2 protein-coding genes (1 of these 2 cut by a window edge) are annotated in these 18,418 nt (G+C 65.9%); both read right to left on the bottom strand.

The genetic code is table 11. From position 1 onward, the window contains the following. Positions 1-3,635: the 5' portion of a non-ribosomal peptide synthetase gene (locus V6590_RS17650; protein WP_335425006.1), read on the bottom strand. The gene continues 10,261 nt to the left of window position 1, outside the view; the window shows 3,635 of its 13,896 coding nt (coding positions 1-3,635); the start codon lies at positions 3,633-3,635; its stop codon lies off the left edge, out of view. After that, positions 3,632-18,220: a non-ribosomal peptide synthase/polyketide synthase gene (locus V6590_RS17645; protein WP_335425005.1), complete on the bottom strand. Its 14,589-nt coding sequence runs from the start codon at positions 18,218-18,220 to the stop codon at positions 3,632-3,634. Before V6590_RS17645 ends, V6590_RS17650 begins: the two co-directional genes overlap by 4 nt. Between the last annotated feature and the right edge of the window lie 198 nt (positions 18,221-18,418).

Below are 18,418 nucleotides of genomic sequence, written 5' to 3'. Positions count from 1 at the left end.
ACCCGCAACAACGGCCCGCGCCCCAGATCAAAGGGGCGATGTGCTTCCTCCAGCGAAAGACGCGTCGCCTCGGCCTCGATCTGGTCGGACGGCAAGCCGGTCAGGTCGCGTCGCACAAGCGGGATCGCCATGTCGGTGGCAATGCGCTGCACCGGGCTGCCAGCCTGCATCGGAAATGTGGTCCGCAGGCTTTCATGGCGTCGGACCAGTGCCTCCAGCGTGCCCTCCAGCGCGGTTTCATTCAGCCGCCCCTTCAGTCGCAACGCGGCGGGGATGGAATAGAACGGGTTGCCGGGTTCAAGTTGATCCAGAAACCACAGCCGTTGCTGTGCAAAGGACAGCGGCAGGTCCGGCCCGTGACCGGCCTCACGCGGCAACAGGGGGGGCAGCGCCTGTACATTTGTCGGACCCGCTGCCGCGATTTCCCGCGCGAGGCTGGCCAAGGATCTGGTTTCGAACATCAGGCGCAGCGGCAGATCGGTGCCAAAGACGGCCCGGATGCGCGCCATCGCCTGCGTCGCCAGCAGCGAATGCCCCCCGAGCGCAAAGAAACTGTCGTGCCGACCAACCGGCCGATCCAGCCCCAGAACCGCTTGCCAGATCTTTGCCAGTTCGGTCTCCACCTGACCCTGCGGCGGTTCAAATTCCGTTGTCTCGTGATCCGGCACCGGCAGGGCCGCGCGGTCCAGCTTGCCATTGGCGGTCAGCGGCCAGTCGCGCAGCGTCAGCACCGCTGCGGGCAGCATGTAGTCCGGCAGGCGCTGTGCCAGACGTTCCAGCAGCGCCCCCGCATCCAGACTGGCCGCGGTTTGCACATAGGCCAGCAGACGCCCGCCACGTTCCAATACAAGACAGGGTGCGTTTGCCGTCAGGTCCTGAAGGGCCCGTTCAACCTCGGCCGGTTCGATGCGATAGCCGCGCAGGCTGATCTGCGCATCGGCGCGGCCCAGATAGGCCAGGCGCCCATCGGATTGCAAACGCGCAAGATCGCCACTGCGATACATGCGCGCGCCGGGGGGGCCGAAGGGATCTGGCAGAAATGCCTCCGCCGTCAGGTCCGGGCGCCCGGCATAGGCCTGCGCAAGGCTTGGTCCGGCGATGTACAATTCGCCGATTGCGCCAATGGGGACCCGGTTCAAAGCGCTATCCAGCAGATGAATGCCGGTATTGTCGATCGGGGTGCCGATAGGCGGCGGGCTGTCTTGCGCCGCAATCGCCCCCGCCGTTACCACGCTGGACGCCTCGGTCGGGCCATAAAGATTGGCCAGCCGATAGCCCGCCCCGGCGGGCGGTGTCTGGCGCAACCTGTCGCCGCCCGTCAGCAACCAGGTCAGCCCCTCTGGTACCTCATTCCCCTGCATGGCGAGTTCGGCCAGCGGGGTCGGCAGAAAGCCGATCTGCAAGCGCTGTGATGCCCACCATTCCAGAAGGCGGGCCGGATCGGCCAACACCGCCTCGGGCGCCAGAACGAGTTCTGCCCCCGAGACCAGCGCCATCCAGCATTCCAGAACCGAGCCATCAAAGCCAAAGCGGGCGAGCGCGCTGATCCTTTGGCCGGGGCCGGGGGTGAACATGCCAATCAGCCAATGGCACAGGTTTTCCAGCCCACGATGCGGTACGATCACGCCCTTTGGCCGTCCGGTTGAGCCGGACGTGAAGATCACATAGGCCGGTGCTTCTGGATGGGGAGGGGCGGTATGGGGCGTGCCCTGCGGACAGGGCGCCATCAGGTCCAGCACCGGACAGGTCGGGACAAAGGGCAACGCGCCCTCGGCAAGGATCAGGCGCGGCCGGGCATCTTCGGCCATCATTGCCAGACGCTGCGCCGGATAGGCCATATCCAGTGGCAGCCAGGCCCCTCCGGCGCGCAGCACCGCCAGCATGGCCACCACCCGCATGACGGAGGCGGTGGCGTAAATCCCCACAATCTCACCCGGCACCAGCCCGGCCTGTTGCAAACGCAGTGCCAGCGCATCCGCGTTCCGGTTCAATTCGGCGCGGGTCAGGTGGTCAGTGCCGCAAGTGACGGCCGGAGCCTCTGGTGCCTCGGTCGCCAGAGTGGCGACCCGGGCCGCCAGATCGCGCATCGCGGGGCGGACCTGACCCTGGGACAGCGCGCCCTGCAGCAAGACCTGCTCTGGCAACGCCAGCATCGGCAGATCGGCCAGCCGTGTCTGGGGATCGGCTGCGGCGATGGCATGCAGCATGTTGGCAAAATGCCCGGCAACCCGGCCCATCCGCGCCGGATCATAAAGCGCGCTGGCATAGGTCAGATCGCCCACCAGTCCGCCTTCGCCGGTTTCGGCAAGGGTCAGCGTCAGATCGAACTTGGCAGCCACAGTTTCGGGCGGCAGGGCTTCGACCTCCAGCCCCGGAAGGTCAATCGGGCCTGTCCCGGCATCCTGCAACACCAGCACGGTCTGGAACAGTGGCGCATGGCTCAATTGCCGTTCTACGCCCAGACGTTCCACCAGCCGCTCGAAGGGCAGATCCTGATGGGCAAAGCCCGCCAGCACGCGGTCACGCACCTGTTCCAGATAGGCGGCAAGCGTCAGATCGGGTTGCGGCGCGATACGCAGCGGCAGCATGTTGACGAAAAAGCCGATCATCTCGTCCAGCCCGGGCCGCGTGCGATTGGCGACCGGACTGCCAATGCACAGATCGGTCTGTCGCAGATGACGCGCCAGAACCAGCCCGAATCCGGCCAGCAGAAGCATATAGAGCGTGCCGCCCTGCTGGGCCGCCCGCCGCCGCAGCCGGGCTACCAGCGCCGCATCCAGGCTGAGTGTCTCGCGCGCCCCGGCATGATCGGGCAAAGCCGGGCGCGGATGATCCGGTGGCAGGGTGGACAGGCCCGGCAGATCAGCCAGCACCGCCTGCCAGTAGGCCTCGTCTGCAGCCTGCACCGCCCCGCCGGGGCCGCGCTGCCAGATCGCATAATCGCCATAGTCCAGCCTGGCCGGTGCCAGATCCAGCCCGGCATAGGCCTGCACCACATCGCGCAGCAGAACCCCGATTGACCACCCGTCCGAGATGATGTGATGCATGTTGATCGCCAGCACGAAATCATCCGCAGCTAACCGGATCAATGCCGCCCTGAACAGCGGTGCGTCGGTCAGATCAAAGCCGCGGGTGGCATGCTCTGCCGCGATTTTTCGGGCCGCCTCATGCCGGGCAGCACCCAGCGGGCGCAAGTCATGCAGCTCCAATGAGACGCGGGCTTGCGCCGAGATCCGTTGCACCGGCCCCTCGGGCAGTACGACAAAGCTGGTGCGCAGGGCGGCATGACGGGCCACGACCCGATCCAGCACCGCCTGAAAACGCTCCGTCTCCACCGCGCCGCGCAGCCGGTAGGCCGCCGCGATGTTATAGGCCGCCTCCCCAGGTGCCAGTTGATCCAGAAACCACAACCGCTGCTGCTGGAACGACATCGGGCAATCCTGCGCCAGGGTGGCGCGCGGACGGATGTGCTGCGCCTCGACCAAGCTGATCAATGCCGACTTCTGTGCGCGCAGATCAGTGATCACCGCCTCGTCCAGCTGTTCGACCGGTCCTTCCAGGATCAGGTCGCCATCATCGACCGACAGATCAAGGCCAAGGGTCTTCAGGTGGTGAAACAGCTCTGCAGCGGTCATATGCGCAACGTCTTTCTGTCTTGTGCCTTGCTGCCCGCCTTGGCCGCCTGCAACCCGTCAATGTGCCGGGCCAGCATGCCGACGGTTTGCAGGGCAAAGGCCTTTTCCAGCCCGAGTTCGACCGAAAATTCCTGCCGGATCCGGTTCAGCGCCGTTACTGCCTTCAGCGATTGGCCGCCCAGCTTGAAGAAGTTGTCGGTAATGCCGATCTGGTCGCGGCCCAGAACCTCGCCCCAGATCGCCGCAACCCGAATCTCGGTCGGGGTGCCGGGGGGCACGAATTCGGTGGCGGCGGTGAAATCGAAGGCGGGCAGGGCCTTGCGGTCCAACTTGCCATTCGGGGTCAGGGGCAGTGCTGGAATCGCCATGAAGGCGGAAGGCATCATGTGATCGGGCAATCTTGCCGACAGCGCCTCGCGCAGCTCCGCCTCGTCGATCCGGGGCGCCACGACATAGGCCAGCACACCCAATTCGCCGCTGGCGTCAACGCCTGCCAGCACCGCAGCTTCGCGGAAGCCGCAGGCCAGGATCGCGGCCTCGATCTCGCCGGGTTCGATGCGCACGCCGCGCACCTTCATCTGTTCGTCGCTGCGGCCCAGATAATCCACGGCACCATTCGGCAGATAGCGCGCCCGGTCGCCCGAGCGATACATCCGCGACCCCGGCGGCCCGAAAGGATCGGGCACAAAGGCCGCTGCGGTCAGATCGGGGCGGTTCAGATAGCCACGTGCCAGGGCAACCCCGCCGATATAGAGATGCCCCGGCACCCCGGTCGGAACCGGGTTCAGCGCGTCATCCAGAATGTAGATCGTCACGTTGTCGATGGGGCGGCCGATCGGCACGCCCGGCCCGGTTCGTGGATCGGCGCTGTCGCAGGGCCAATGCGTCACTTCGACGGCGGCCTCGGTCGGACCATAAAGGTTGTGCATGCGGATATGCGGCAAAAGCTGCTCAAACCTGTCCTGCGCTGCACGTGGCAAGGCCTGGCCCGAACACATGACAAAACGCATGCTGGCATAATCCGCAGGATCAGCGACGGCCAGCGAGGCCTCCATCACTGGCGCCACGAAATGCGCGATGGTTGCGCGTTCCTCGCGGATCAGATTGGCCAGATAGCTGACATCGATATGCCCGGCAGGCCGCGCGATCACCAGCGTTCCCCCGGCCACCAGCGGAAGGAAGATCTCGCCCACCGACACGTCGAACCCGTAGGGGGTTTTCTGGATGATGCGGTCGTCTTGCGTGATCGCCAGTGCCCGGTCCAGCCAGACGACACGGTTCACGATGGCACGATGCGCGACCATTGTTCCCTTAGGTTTGCCAGTTGAGCCTGAGGTATAGATGACGTAGGCGAGAGTGTCTGGGTTTGTCTTTTGTTCTGGGTTTGTATCTGTGTTTGCGCCGGTCGTTTTTGCGTCCGGGATGAGGATCTGGTGGTCTGGTATCCCGAGGTTTTGCAGGCGGGGGATGAGGTTTCGGGTTGTGATCACGGCGCGGGGTTTGGCGTCTGTGATCATGTAGCGGATGCGGTCATCCGGGTGGTCGGGGTCGAGCGTCAGATAGGCCGCGCCGGCCTTGAGGATGGCGAGGATGGCCACGATCATCTCGGGGCTGCGTTCGGTGCAGATGCCGATGATCTGGTCTGGCCCGGCGCCCTGGGCGATCAGGCGATGGGCCAGGCGGTTGGCGCGGCGGTTCAACGCGTCATAGCTGATGCTGTGCCCTTCATGACGCAGGGCGATGCGGTCGGGGCTGCGGGCCACCGTCGCCTCGAACAGCGCGGCCAGGGTGGCGCCCTGCCGGGTGCCTTCGGGGGCCGGTCGGGCCGCCCAGGCCTGGACCTTGCGGGCGCGGCTCTCGGCATCCATCAGCGGCAGCGCCGCCACCGGCCCGGCGGCCCCGCCCGCCACGGCGCGGGCCAGATGCAGGAACTGTTCGGCAAAACGCGCCATGGTTGCGGGTTCGAACAGATCGGCGGCATATTCCAGCGTGCCGATCAGCGGGCGGACGCCTTCGGTGCCGGTCGGGTCTTCCTGCAGGCTCAGCGTGATGTCGAACTTGGCATGACGCGTCTCGAAGCCCATCGGTGCCAGGCGCAGCCCGCCAAAGCCCATTTCGCCCAAGGGCGCGTTCTGCAGCGCCAGCATCACCTGGAACAGCGGCGCATGGCTGAGATCACGGGCCGGGGCCAGCGCCTCGACCAGCTGTTCGAAGGGCAGATCCTGATGCGCCTGACCGGCCAGCGCCTCGTCGCGCAGCCGGGCCAGCAGGGTGGCGAAATCGGCCGCCGGATCGACCTGGCAGCGCATCACCAGTGTGTTCACGAAAAAGCCGATCAACCCCTCCAGCGCGGCATGGCGGCGCCCGGCGACCGGGGTGCCGATGGCCAGATCGTCCTGCCCGCTCCAGCGCGACAGCAGCACGGCCAGTACGCCGGTCAACACCATATGCAGGGTCGCATTGGCACTGCGTCCCAGATCTTGCAGGGCCTGCACCAGAGGGGCCTCCAGCTGCAGGGTCAGGGCGGCCCCGCGATGGCTTTGCACCGGCGGGCGCGGATGGTCGGTGGGCAGCGCCAGAAGGCCTGGCAGACCCTGCAGATGGCGCTGCCAATAGGCCAGTTGCCGCGCCTGCACCGGGCCTTGCAGCCAGTCGCGCTGCCAGACTGCGTAATCGGCATAATCCAGCGGCAGATCGGGCAGATCGGGCGCGGTGCCGGTGGCAAAGGCGGTATAGGCGGCGGCCATCTCGCGCAGCAGAACCCCCATCGACCAGCCGTCCGACACGATGTGATGCATGTTCAGGGCGACCACATGGTGATCCGGGCCCAGCCGGATCAGCCGCGTCCGCAAGGGGGCGCCCGAGGTCAGGTCGAAGGGCGTCGCGGCCTCGTCCTGCACCGCCTGCATCAGCGCCGTGTCGCGCGCCGGTTCGGGCAGGGCCGAAAGGTCGATGACCGGCAGATCGACCGGGCCGGGCGGCAGCGCCACCTGCACCGGCGCCCCGGCCTGCAGCACAAAACGGCTGCGCAACACGGCATGGCGCGCCACGATCCATGTCAGCGCGGCAGCCAGGGCGGCAGGGTCCAGTGCGCCCTCCAGCCGCAGGGCGATGGGCAGGCTGTAGGCCGGATCGCCGGGGGAAAGCTGGTCAAGGAACCACAGCCGCTGCTGGGCAAAAGACAGGGGCAGCGCCGTGCCCGGCGGGTGGCGCAGGGCCTGCGGCGCGGGCAGAACCGCCTCGCCCGAGGTCATCAGCGCCTCGACCTCCGCCGCCAGGGCGCGCAAGGTCGGGTGTTCAAACAGCGCCCGCAAAGGCAATTCGACGCCAAACCCGGCCCGAATGCGCGAAATCACCTGGGTCGCCAGCAGCGAATGCCCGCCCAGGGCAAAGAAATTGGCCTCCCCGCCCAATGACCCCGGCGCCAGACCCAACACCTCGCCCCAGATCCCGGCAACCCCCGCCGCTACCCCCAACAACTCATCGCCAGACCCCTCAACTCCACGCTCCACAAATGGCAAACCACGACGATCAACCTTCCCGTTCGACGTCAACGGCAAACGCGCCAGCGGGATGAAGGCCGAGGGGATCATGTAATCGGGCAGCACTTCCGCCAGTTTGCGGCGCAGATCCTCGGGCGTCGGTGGCGTATCGTCGGCGCCTACGACATAGGCCACCAGTTGCGCCAGACCCGGGTGATCCTGCCGCAGCATCACGCAGACATCGGCGATTTGCGGCAGCGCGCGCAGGGCGGCCTCGATCTCGCCCGGCTCCACCCGGATGCCGCGGATCTTGATCTGGTCATCCTCGCGGCTGCGATATTCCAGCGCCCCATCGGGCCGCCAACGCGCTATGTCGCCGGTCCGATAGAGCCGTGCGCCCGGGAGGCCGCTGAACGGATCGGGCAGGAACCGCGCCGCCGTTGCGGCTGGTTGCCGGTGATAGCCGCGGGCGGGCGGCAGCCCGCCGATATGAAGTGCCCCCCAGACGCCGATCGGTGCGGGTGCACCGCTGGCATCCAGCACATAAGCGCGGCTGTGCCAGATCGGGCGGCCAATCGGTGGCCGGTCGGGCCAGTCAGCCGCTGCTGCAACCGGCAAGGCCAGTTCGGTCACCACATGGGTTTCTGACGGGCCATACTGGTTGAACAGATCGGCACCGTTCAGCAGAGCCAAAAGCGCCGCACGATGCTCGCCCGTCACCAGCGCTTCGCCCGCGCTGATGATCTGGCAGGGAGGGGCATCCAGGACCGGGTCCAGCAACAGCCATTGCTGCAGCACCGCATTGGGCAGGAACATCCGGCGCACATCCTGCGCCAGCGCATAATCGCGCAGCGCGTTCAGATCGCGGTTCAGGCCGGGCGGGATCAACACAAGGCATTGGCCGTCACACAGGGTCGAGAAGATTTCCTGAAAGGACACGTCGAAATTCAACGACGCGAATTGCAGTACCGGGCCGGGCGCGGGATGGGTGGCGCATTGCCACTGGATCAGGTTTTCCAGCGCCGCGCGGGTGAGGGTGACGCCCTTGGGTGTGCCGGTCGAACCCGATGTGTAGATCAGATAGCCACAGGCCAGAGGCGCGATCCGGGCGGCAGGCGGGTTTGCCGCCTCCTCGGGGTGATCCAGCGTCAGCACGGGCCGGCCAAAACCTGCCATCTGCGCGGCCAGCGTGGGCGTGGCGAGGATCAGCGCCGGTTCGGCATCGGCGATCATATGCGCCAGCCGCTGCGCCGGGTAATCCGGGTCAAGCGGCAGATAGCCGCCGCCCGCCTTCAGCACCGCCAGCACCGCCACCACCATGGCAAAGGATCGTTCGGCCGCGATGCCGATCACAGTGTCCGGGCCAATCCCTTGCGCCACCAGACGATGTGCCAGGGCATTGGACTGCGCCTCCAGCGCGGCAAAGCTGAGCTGCGCATCGCCCAGACGCAGGGCGATCGCGGTGGGGCGTTCGGCGGCATGGGCCGCAATCCGTGCCACGATGCCGAGCATCGCGGGGGGCGGGGCCACGGCCGGGGCGTTGAAATCGTCCAGAACCTGTCTGCGCTCCTCGGCCTCCAGCATCGGAAGGGCCACAAGCGTTTGTTCTGGCGCTGCCACGATCGCCGCCAAGAGGGTGTGGAAATGGCGCAACATCCGGGCGATGGTCGCGGCATCGAACAGATCGGTGGCATATTCCAGAGTGCCTTCGATCCCGTCGGCGACCTCCTGCAAGGCCAGCGTCAGGTCGAATTTGGCACTGGTCCCTGCAACGGGATGCGGCGTGATCGCCAGATCCTGCAGGGCCAGCGTGCCCAGCGGCGCATTCTGCAACACCAGCATGACCTGAAACAGCGGCGCATGGCTCAGGTGACGATCGGGTTGCAATGCCTCGACCAGATGTTCAAAGGGCACATCCTGATGGCCATAGGCAGCCAGTGCCGTTTCGCGGCAGTGATCCAGCAGATCGACGAAGCGCGCCTCGGGGTCGATCCGGTTGCGCAGGGTCAGGGTATTGGCGAAGAACCCGATCAGCGGTTCCAGTTCCGCGCGGTTGCGATTGGCCACCGGGGTGCCGATCAGGATATCTGTCTCGCCGCTATAGCGGTGCAACAGCAGCGCAAAGGCCGCCTGCATCACCATGAACAGGGTCGCTCCTTGTGCCTGCGCCAAATTGCGCAGGGCGGTGGTCAGATCGGGGGGCAGGTTGAAATCCTGCGTGGCGCCGCGATGGCTTTGTACCGCCGGACGCGGGCGATCCGTGGGCAGGGCCAGCAGGGTCGGCGCATCGGCCAATTGGGTGCGCCAGTAATGCACCTGTCGCTGCAGCCGGTCGCCGGTCAGCCAGTCGCGCTGCCATTGGGCGAAATCGGGGTACTGGATAACGAGCGGCGGCAAGGGATCGGGCAGGCCCTGCCGGGCGGCGGCATAGGCGGCGGCGATTTCGTCCACCAGCAGGCCGATGGACCAGCCATCGGCGATGATGTGATGCAGCACCAGCAGCAGCACATGATCCTGCGGCCCTTGCCGGATCAGCCATGCCCGCAGCAGCGGACCCCGCGCCAGATCGAAGGGCCGCGCGGCCTCCGCCTGACACAGGGTATCGGTCTGGGTCTGAATTGCGTCGGGGGGCAGATGCGTCAGATCAAGCTGCGGTAGATCGAAGGGCGCGGGCGGGGCAATCTCCATCACCGGCTGATGGCCCTGCAGGCGGATCGCTCCGCGCAGAACATCATGGCGCGCCAAAACCGTGGCGAAAGCCTGGGTCAGCGCCGCAGGATCCAGCGGCCCGGCCAGGTGCAGCGCGGCGGGGATGTTGTATTGCGCGCTATCGGGGTCCAGTTGATCGAGGAACCACAACCGTTGTTGCGCGAAAGACAGTGCCACAGGCCCCGTGCGATCGCATTTCGGGATGGCGCTGTGCTGCGGCGCAGTGTCGGCTTGCGCGGCCACGATGACCCGGGCCAGCCCGCCGACGGTTGGCTGTTCGAACAGGGCACGCAGCGGCAGATCCATCGCAAAGCGGCTGCGGATCTTGGAAACGACCTGCGTGGCCAGCAGCGAATGGCCGCCAAGCGCAAAGAAATTCTCGTCATCGGCGAAACTGTCAGGGTCCAGACCCAGCACCTCGCCCCAGATCGCGGCAAGCTGTGCCGTCAATGCATCGCGTGGGCCCACCTCGCGGGCCAGCCGTTCGGGGGCGGGCAGGGCACGGCGGTCGATCTTGCCATTGGCTGTCAGCGGGAACTGCGCCAGAACCACAATCCGCCAGGGCAGCATATAGGCGGGCAGACGGGCGCGCAGTGCCTCTTGCAACGCGGCTTCTTCCACCGGGCCGGTGACATAGGCCAGCAGGCGGGGTTCGTCGCCCGCGCTCAGCGTGACCAGCGCGGCCTCGGCCCCCGCCGCGCGCAGGGCGGCGGCAATCTCGGCCGGTTCGATGCGGAAGCCGCGCAGCTTGATCTGATCGTCAATCCGGCCCTGATACCGGATTGTGCCATCGGCCAGCATCCGGCCCAGATCGCCGCTGCGATAGAGCCGCGCCTGTGAAGGGCCGAACGGATCGGCAATGAAGCGTTCTGCAGTCAGATCGGGGCGGCCCAGATAGCCATTGGCCAGACCATGCCCGCCGATGAAAATCTCGGCGGGCACGCCGGGCGGCACCGGCTCCAGCCGATCATCCAGCAGGCGCAGCACCGCGCCGGAAATCGCCCGACCCAGAGGCGGATCGGCCAGCGTGGGGCCATGCGGCACCTCTTGCGCGGTGGCGATGATCGTTGCTTCGGTCGGTCCATATGTGTTCAGCAGGCGGATGCCCGCCGTGTCGGGCCGCGCAGACCAGTCGCTGACCTGCCGCGCCGTCAACGCCTCACCCCCCAGCACGACAAGCCGCAGGCTGGATGGAATGCCGGTGCTGGATTGTGCCCAATGCTGCCAGAACTGGGTCGGCAGATCGACCACAGTGATGGCATGGCGCTGCAACAGGGCATCGAATTCCTGCCCCGCATCCAGAAACGCCTCGGGGCGGGCGATCAGGCTGGCCCCGGCCATCAGGCTGGGCAGGATCTCCTCGACCGCCGTGTCAAACCCGGTTGCCGCGAATTGCAGCACGCGATCCGTGGGGGTCAGCCCACACAAAGCGATGTGATGCGCGGCATGGTTCATCACCGCCAGATGCGGCACCTCCACGCCCTTGGGCCAGCCGGTCGTGCCCGAGGTATACAGGATATAGGCCCTGTCCTGCGGCCCGACGCCGGGCAGAGTGCAGGCGGGCGCCGGATCAAAGGCATCCAGCAGCAGCGTGGCCGTCCCTTCGGGCAAGGTTGCCTGATGATCCAGATCGCTGACAATCAGCGCGAGCTTTGCGTCCTGCAGGATGAAAGCGCGCCGTGCCTCTGGTGCCTGAAGATCCAGCGGCAGCCAGGCAGCGCCCGCTTTCATAGCCGCAATCATCGCTGTCACCAGACCTTCACCCCGCCCCAGCCACAGGCCGACGACATCGCCCCGGCCGATGCCGCGCTGCACCAGAGCCCGCGCCAGTGCGTCGGAGCGGTGGTCCAGACCACCATAGCTCAGCCCGTCAATCGCCGGGTGATCGCCATCACGCGCCACCTGCGCAGCAAAGGCATCAAGGAAGCGTGGAAGGGTTTCAGGCGCCACCGCCGGACCGGTGGCCAGCGCCGCAAGCCCGGCGATATCCGCCTCGGGCATCAACCGCAGCGCCTGCAACGGCGCGCGGGGCGCACGCACGATCTCGGACAGCAGATGCCCGAATTGCGTCGCCATCTGCGCCATGGTCTGTGTCGTGAACAGATCGGTGGCATATTCAAGACAGCCTTCCAGCTGACCGTTCTTTTCAGTCAGCCGCAGCGTCAGGTCGAACTTGGACACCTGGCTTTCCACAACCAGCGGCGATGTTTTCAGCCCTGAGGCATCCAGATCGTCCATCGGCGTGTTCTGCAACACGAAGGCAACCTGCACCAAGGGTGAATGGCTCAGATGCCGTTCGGGTTTCAGGTGATCGACCAGATATTCAAAGGGCAGATCCTGATGGGCATAGGCATCCAGCAGGCGATGCCGCAACGCGCGCAGGAAGTCCTCGAACGGGGCCTCGGGGTCAACGTCATTACGCAGCACCAGTGTGTTGACGAAAAAGCCGATCAGCCCCTCGATCTCGGCGCGATTGCGGTTGGCGATATAGGTGCCGATGCAGATATCGCGCTGACGGGCATAGCGCGACAGCAGCAGGTTGAACGCCGCCAGCAGCACCATGTAAAGTGTGCTTTGATGCCGGGCGCCAAGTGCATAAAGCTCGGACAAGAGCCGCGCCGGTATCACCAGATCCAGCGTCGCCCCCTGATAGCTTTGCGCGGCGGGGCGCGGAAAATCGGTAGGCAGTTCCAGCAGAGGCGGTGCGTCCTGCAGCTGTGCCGACCAGAAGGCCAGTTGCTCTTGCAGCGTCTGTCCCTGCAACCATTGGCGCTGCCAGGCGGCAAAATCGACATACTGGATTGGCAGCGGTGGCAACGGATCGGGCTGCCCCGCGACGAAGGCCCGATAGATCGCGACGAATTCGGTGACCAGCACGCCCATCGACCAGCCATCCGACAGGATATGGTGCATGTTGAACAGGATCACATGATCCTCGGGTGCCAGCCGCAGCAGCGTGGCGCGCAGCGGCGGCGCGGCCTCCAGATCAAAGGCGGTGCGGGCATCGGCCACAGCCAGACGCCGCGCCTCTTCCATCGCTTCGGCGGGGGGCAGATGCGACAGGTCGATCAGCGGGATCTGCAGGCGGAAATCGGGTTCGATAATCTGGGTCGGGCGCGCGTCGCGGGTGACGAAACGGGTGCGCAGGATGTCATGGCGTTCGACGATCCGGTTCAGCGCCGCCTCCATCGCGGTGATGTCCAGCGGCCCTTCCAGCCGGGTCGGGGCGGGGATGTTGTAGAACGGGTTGCCCGGTTCCAGCTGATCCAGGAACCACAGCCGCTTTTGCGAGAAGGACAGCTCAAGCTCGCCCTGCCGGTCGGTCGGCTGGATCGCAGTCATTACCGAGCCGGCCTGGCTGGCCACCAGCGCCTCGACCAGCGGGGCCAGTTCCGCGATGCTGGGCTGATCGAACAGGATCGCACGCAGCGGCACATCCACGCCAAAACGCGCGCGGATCTTGGAAATCGCCTGCGTCGCCAGCAGCGAATGGCCGCCAAGCGCAAAGAAACTGTCTTCAGCGCCGACACGGTCCAGCCCCAGAAGCTGCGCCCAGATATCTGCCAGTGCCTGCTGTGTTTCGCCTTTAGGCTTGGTGAAGGCCGCGTCCGACCGGCTCATGTCGGGCAAGGGCAGGGCGCGCCGGTTCACCTTACCGTTCAGCGTGACTGGCAGCGCTTCCAGCCAGACGAAATGCGCGGGCACCATGTAATCGGGCAGACTGTCCAGCAGCGCGCGGCGCAGCGCGTCACTGTCGCGTGCGGGGCCAGCGGCCACCAGATAGGCCACCAGTCTGCGATCATTTGCGATGTCGTCACGCGCGATCACCAGGGCATCGCGCAGCCCCGGTTGTGCGCGCAGCCTGGCCTCGATCTCGCCCAATTCGATGCGGAAACCGCGGATCTTCACCTGATCGTCGATCCGGCCCAGATATTCGATACTGCCATCGGCCAGGAACCGCGCCAGATCGCCGGATCGATACAGCCGCGCCCCCGGCGCCCCGAAGGGATCGGGGATGAATGCCTGAGCTGTCAGATCGGGGCGGTGCACATAGCCGCGCGCCAGTTGCACACCGGCCAGCATCAACTCGCCCGCCACGCCCACCGGCACCGGATTGAAGGCTGCATCCAGAATATACAGCCGACAATTGGCCAAGGGCCGTCCGATCGGTACCGACATGAGCCCGGTATCGGCCCGGCAATCCCAGCTGGAGATTTCGACACTGGCTTCGGTCGGGCCATACATGTTGCGCAACTGCACGGCAGGCAGCAGCGCCATGAAACGATCCTGCAAGGCCAGCGGCAGCGCCTGCCCCGAACACAACACCTGCCGTAGCGACGTGGCCCCTGTCAGATCGGCCAAATTAAGGAAGAACTCCAGCATTGGCGGTACGAAATGCATCGTGGTGATGCGCTGATCTCGGATCAGCCCGGCCATATAGGCCACATCCTGATGCCCGCCCGGCTTGGCCATGACCAGCGCCGCACCCGAGATCAGCGGCCAGAACAGCTCCCAGACAGAGACGTCAAAGCTGTAGGGGGTCTTTTGCATCACCCGCTCGTCGGGAACGATGCCGAAGGCATGGGTCATCCACATCAACCGGTTCACCACCCCGGCATGCGGCACCGCCACCCCCTTGGGCCGCCCGGTGGAGCCAGAGGTGTAGATCACATAGGCCAGATTTTGCAGGCCGACGCGGCAGGGCAGGTTGCTGTCTTCGAGCGGCAGGCGGTCGGCATCGCGGTCCAGCAGCAGCACCGGACACGGGAGCGGCGGCAGATGATCCTGCAAGGCTGCAACCGTCAGCACGGCAGAAACCCGGGCATCTTCGGCCATGAAGGCAAGCCGGTCAGCGGGCAGCGCCGGGTCAAGCGGAACATAGGCCGCCCCCGCCTTCAGGATACCAACCAGCCCTACCATCATCTCGAAGGACCGTTCGATGCACAGGCCCACCGTGCAATCCGGTCCGATGCCCATGGCCTGCAAGCCGTGCGCCAGACGGTTGGCGCGGGCGTTCAATTCGGCAAAGCTCAACCGCTCATCGCCATACAGGATGCAATCGGCCTCGGGGCTGCGCGCCACCTGCGCTTCGAACATCTGCGGTAGGGGGGCCAGCCCGGGAAAGTCCAGCCCGGTATTGTTCAAGACCTCGATCTGCTGCGCATGATCTGCCGCGCCAATCAGGGGGGCTGCCAGCACGTCCAGATCGGGCTGCGCCATCTGCGCCAGACAGCGGCCATAGACATCCGCCATCCGCGCGATGCTGGCCGGATCGAACAGATCGGCGGCATAGTCGATCTGTGCCTCGGTCCCGCCCGCCACCTTGCGCAGTGTCAGCGTCATGTCGAATTCCGACCGCACGATCTGCGGCGATACGGCGCGTGCCCTCGCGTTCAGGAAGGGGGGCAGCGGCGCCCCGGCACCTTCAAGCCGCAGCATGACCTGGAATAGGGGAGACTGGTTCAGCCGCCGTTCGGGCTGCAATGCCTCGACCACGAGATCGAAGGGCAGGGCGCCATGGTCCTGCGCCCCCTGCACCGCTTCGGCGAAGTGGCGGCGCAGATCGGCGATGGTCATGCCGGTTTGCACCTGCACCCGCAGCACCGCCAGATTGCCAAGCGGCCCGACCAGCTTATCTGCCCCCTCCAGCCCGCGTTGGGGCAGTTCGATGCCAATGCAAAGATCGCTCTGCCCGCTCAGCCGATGCAGCATCAACGCATAGGCCGCGCCGAGATCCAGATCATCCCCCGAGAGCGGCAGGAACCAGTCATGCCGTTCGCCGCGATGGGTTTGCACTGGCGGGCGCGGGTGATCCATCGGCAGGGCAAGGGCCTGCGGCGCATCGGCCAGCCGGTCTTGCCACCAGGCCGTCAGCCCTGCCTGCATCGCCCCCTGCATCCAACCTGCGTGCCAGCGCACCAGATCTGCATGTTGCAGGTCCGGGTCGGGCAACGGCGTGGCAAAGCCTTCGGCATAAGCGGTATACAGTGCCGCCAACTCGTCGATCAGCAATGTGACCGACCGTTCATCTGCGATGATCGCATGCACCGCCAGCACCAGCAGATGCGTATCCTCATCCTCGGACACCAGACCCAGCCGGAACAGAGGCCCCGTCATCAGATCAAAAGGCGCATCAGCCAACGCCTGCGCGATGCGGTCCATCTCTGGTCGGCTGTCCGCCGCCTGTTGCACCGGCTCCACCGGGGTCAGGGGCATCAGCCAAGCCGTCGGTGCGCCGTCGTGAATGGCGAAACGATACCGCAAGATCTCGTGCCGCCGCGCCAGTTCGGTGGCGGCGCGGGCCAGCACCGCGGGCCGCACCTCGCCATCCAGAGCCAGAATGCGCCGCCGGTTGTACAGCGGATCGCCCGGCGCGAACTGATCCAGATAGAAGGCGCGTGCCTGCGCAGTGGAAACCGGCATCGCCTGCGCCGCCATATCGGCAGCGGCGACATGCGCCGCCTGTTCCGCCCGCGCGCGGCCAATCTCTTGCGCGAGTTGCGCGATGGTTGGGTTCTCGAACAGGGCGCGCAGCGAGATATCCACACCAAAGCGTTGATGCAGCGCCGAAATCACCTGCGTCGCCAGCAGGGAGTTGCCGCTCAGCTCCATGAAATTGTCATGGATCGAGACGCGCTCCATCCCCAGCAATTCCGACCACAGCGCCGCCAGCGCGGTTTCCGTTTCATCGCGTGGTGCTGCGAAATCGGATTGCGCCACCTGCCCCTGGCTTTCCCACGACCAGAGCGGCGTGAACTGCCCCCGCGCCAGCAGATCGGCACAGCGATAGCGCTGGATCTTGCCGCTGGTGGTGCGCGGCAAATCGCCGGTGCGCAGCAGGACGATCGCGCCCAGTTCGGCAATGTCATGGCGTTCCAGCAACAGGCTGCGAAGGTCTTCCACCAGCCCCTCGGTCACCAGGTCGCGCTTGCCCAGAACCTCTTGCAGGATCACGATCTGGGTCTGGCCGCCCAGTTCGCGCGCAATGACTGCACAGCCCGAGGCGCGAAAGGCCGGATGTGCTGCCTCCACATCCGGTTCGATATCCTGTGGAAAGACGTTGCGCCCGGCCAGCGTGATCAGTTCACGCAACCGACCCGACACGAACAATTCGCCCCCGTCGATGAAACCCAGATCGCCACTGCGCAGATAGCCGCCTTGCCCATTGACCACCTGCCCGAAGACCCGTGCGCTTTCTTGCGGTTTGCCCCAGTAGCCCTGCGCAACCGATCCGCCGCGCAGCCAGATCTCGCCGGTTTCGCCCGGTGGCAGCGCCTGTCCCTGCGCATCCACGATCACCAGACCGCCCGCCGCGCCATGGCTGACCAGCGCGCCGCGATGCTGCAAGGCCTCCTCATGGCCGCCATCCTGCAAGGTCACGCTGCGCGGCATCCGACCGGAGTGCCGATCGCGCAAGGCACTGACCAGCAGCGTCGCCTCGGCCAGACCATAGGCGGGGGTAAAGGCGCCGGGGTCAAAGCCCTGATCGGAAAAGGCCTGCGAAAATGCCTCCAACGTCTCGGCGCGCACGCGTTCGGCCCCGTTGATCGCAACCCGCAGCGAGGACAGATCAAGCCCCGCCTTTTGCTCCGCGTCGATCCGGCTGGCACATAGGTCCCAGGCAAAATTCGGCGCGCCGGTAACAGTGCCGCGAAAATCGCTGATGGCCCGCAACCAGCGTTCAGGCCGCGTCAGAAAGGCCAGCGGCGCAAGATGCACAGCATGGGCGCCGACAAACAGACTGGAGAGGATGCCGCCAATCAGCCCGAAATCGTGATGCGGCGGCAGCCAGGACACGATGACATCTTCGGCCACCAGACCAAAGGCTGCCTGGCAGCGGCGCAGATTGTCCAGAGCATTGGCATGGCTGATCATTACCCCCTTGGGATCACCGGTGGAGCCAGAGGTATATTGCAGAAACAGCAGATCCTCGGGCCGTGTCACCGGGCGGCGCCATTCCACCCTGGCATCAGGCAGGCTGTCTGCCCCAACGGTCAGCATGGGCAGCGCGGCCAGCGGCCCGGCAAAACCGGCCATCCGTTCGGCCAGGGCGGTCGAGGTGAGGATCAGTCGCGCTCCGGCATCGCGGGCGATCAAGTCCAGTCGCGGCAAGCCCTTCACCGAACTGGGAGAGACCGCAGGTACCGCCACAACCCCGGCAAACACGGCAGCGACAAAGGCCACCACATAGTCCTGACCCGGCGCGTGGACGATCAGCACTCGGTCGCCTGGCCGGGTCTGCTTCTGAATGCGCGCGGCCAGCGCCCGGGCCTTGTGGCCGAGATCTGCATAGCTCAGATCCTGCCGGGCATCCCCTTGCAAGAAGGTAAAGGCCGGACGCGAATTCTCTCCCAGATTGAGTTCCAGAAGATCGAGAAATGTACCCAGAACCATTGGCCGCCTCTATCCAGAAAACTGATTACGCGCTGCCGACCTTCTGTCGGCCCGCCATGTCGGACGATGGGGCCACTGCCCTGGCGTTTTTTCGTTTTTCGATGCGGTTTCGGATTGCGGTGGTGTCTGTGACGGGGGTGGCAGCGAAGAGGGATTGTGTGTAGGGGTGCTGCGGGTTTGCGAAGAGGGTTTCGCGGG

The sequence above is a fragment of the Gemmobacter denitrificans genome, assembly GCF_036964905.1.
Taxonomy (GTDB): Bacteria; Pseudomonadota; Alphaproteobacteria; order Rhodobacterales; family Rhodobacteraceae; genus Gemmobacter; species Gemmobacter denitrificans.
This window is presented reverse-complemented; position numbering and strand designations above follow the sequence as displayed.

Coding starts and splice junctions, on each gene's coding strand:
- V6590_RS17645 (WP_335425005.1), bottom strand. CDS start 18,220: ATGGTTCTGGGTACATTTCTCGATCTTCTGGAACTCAATCTGGGAGAG.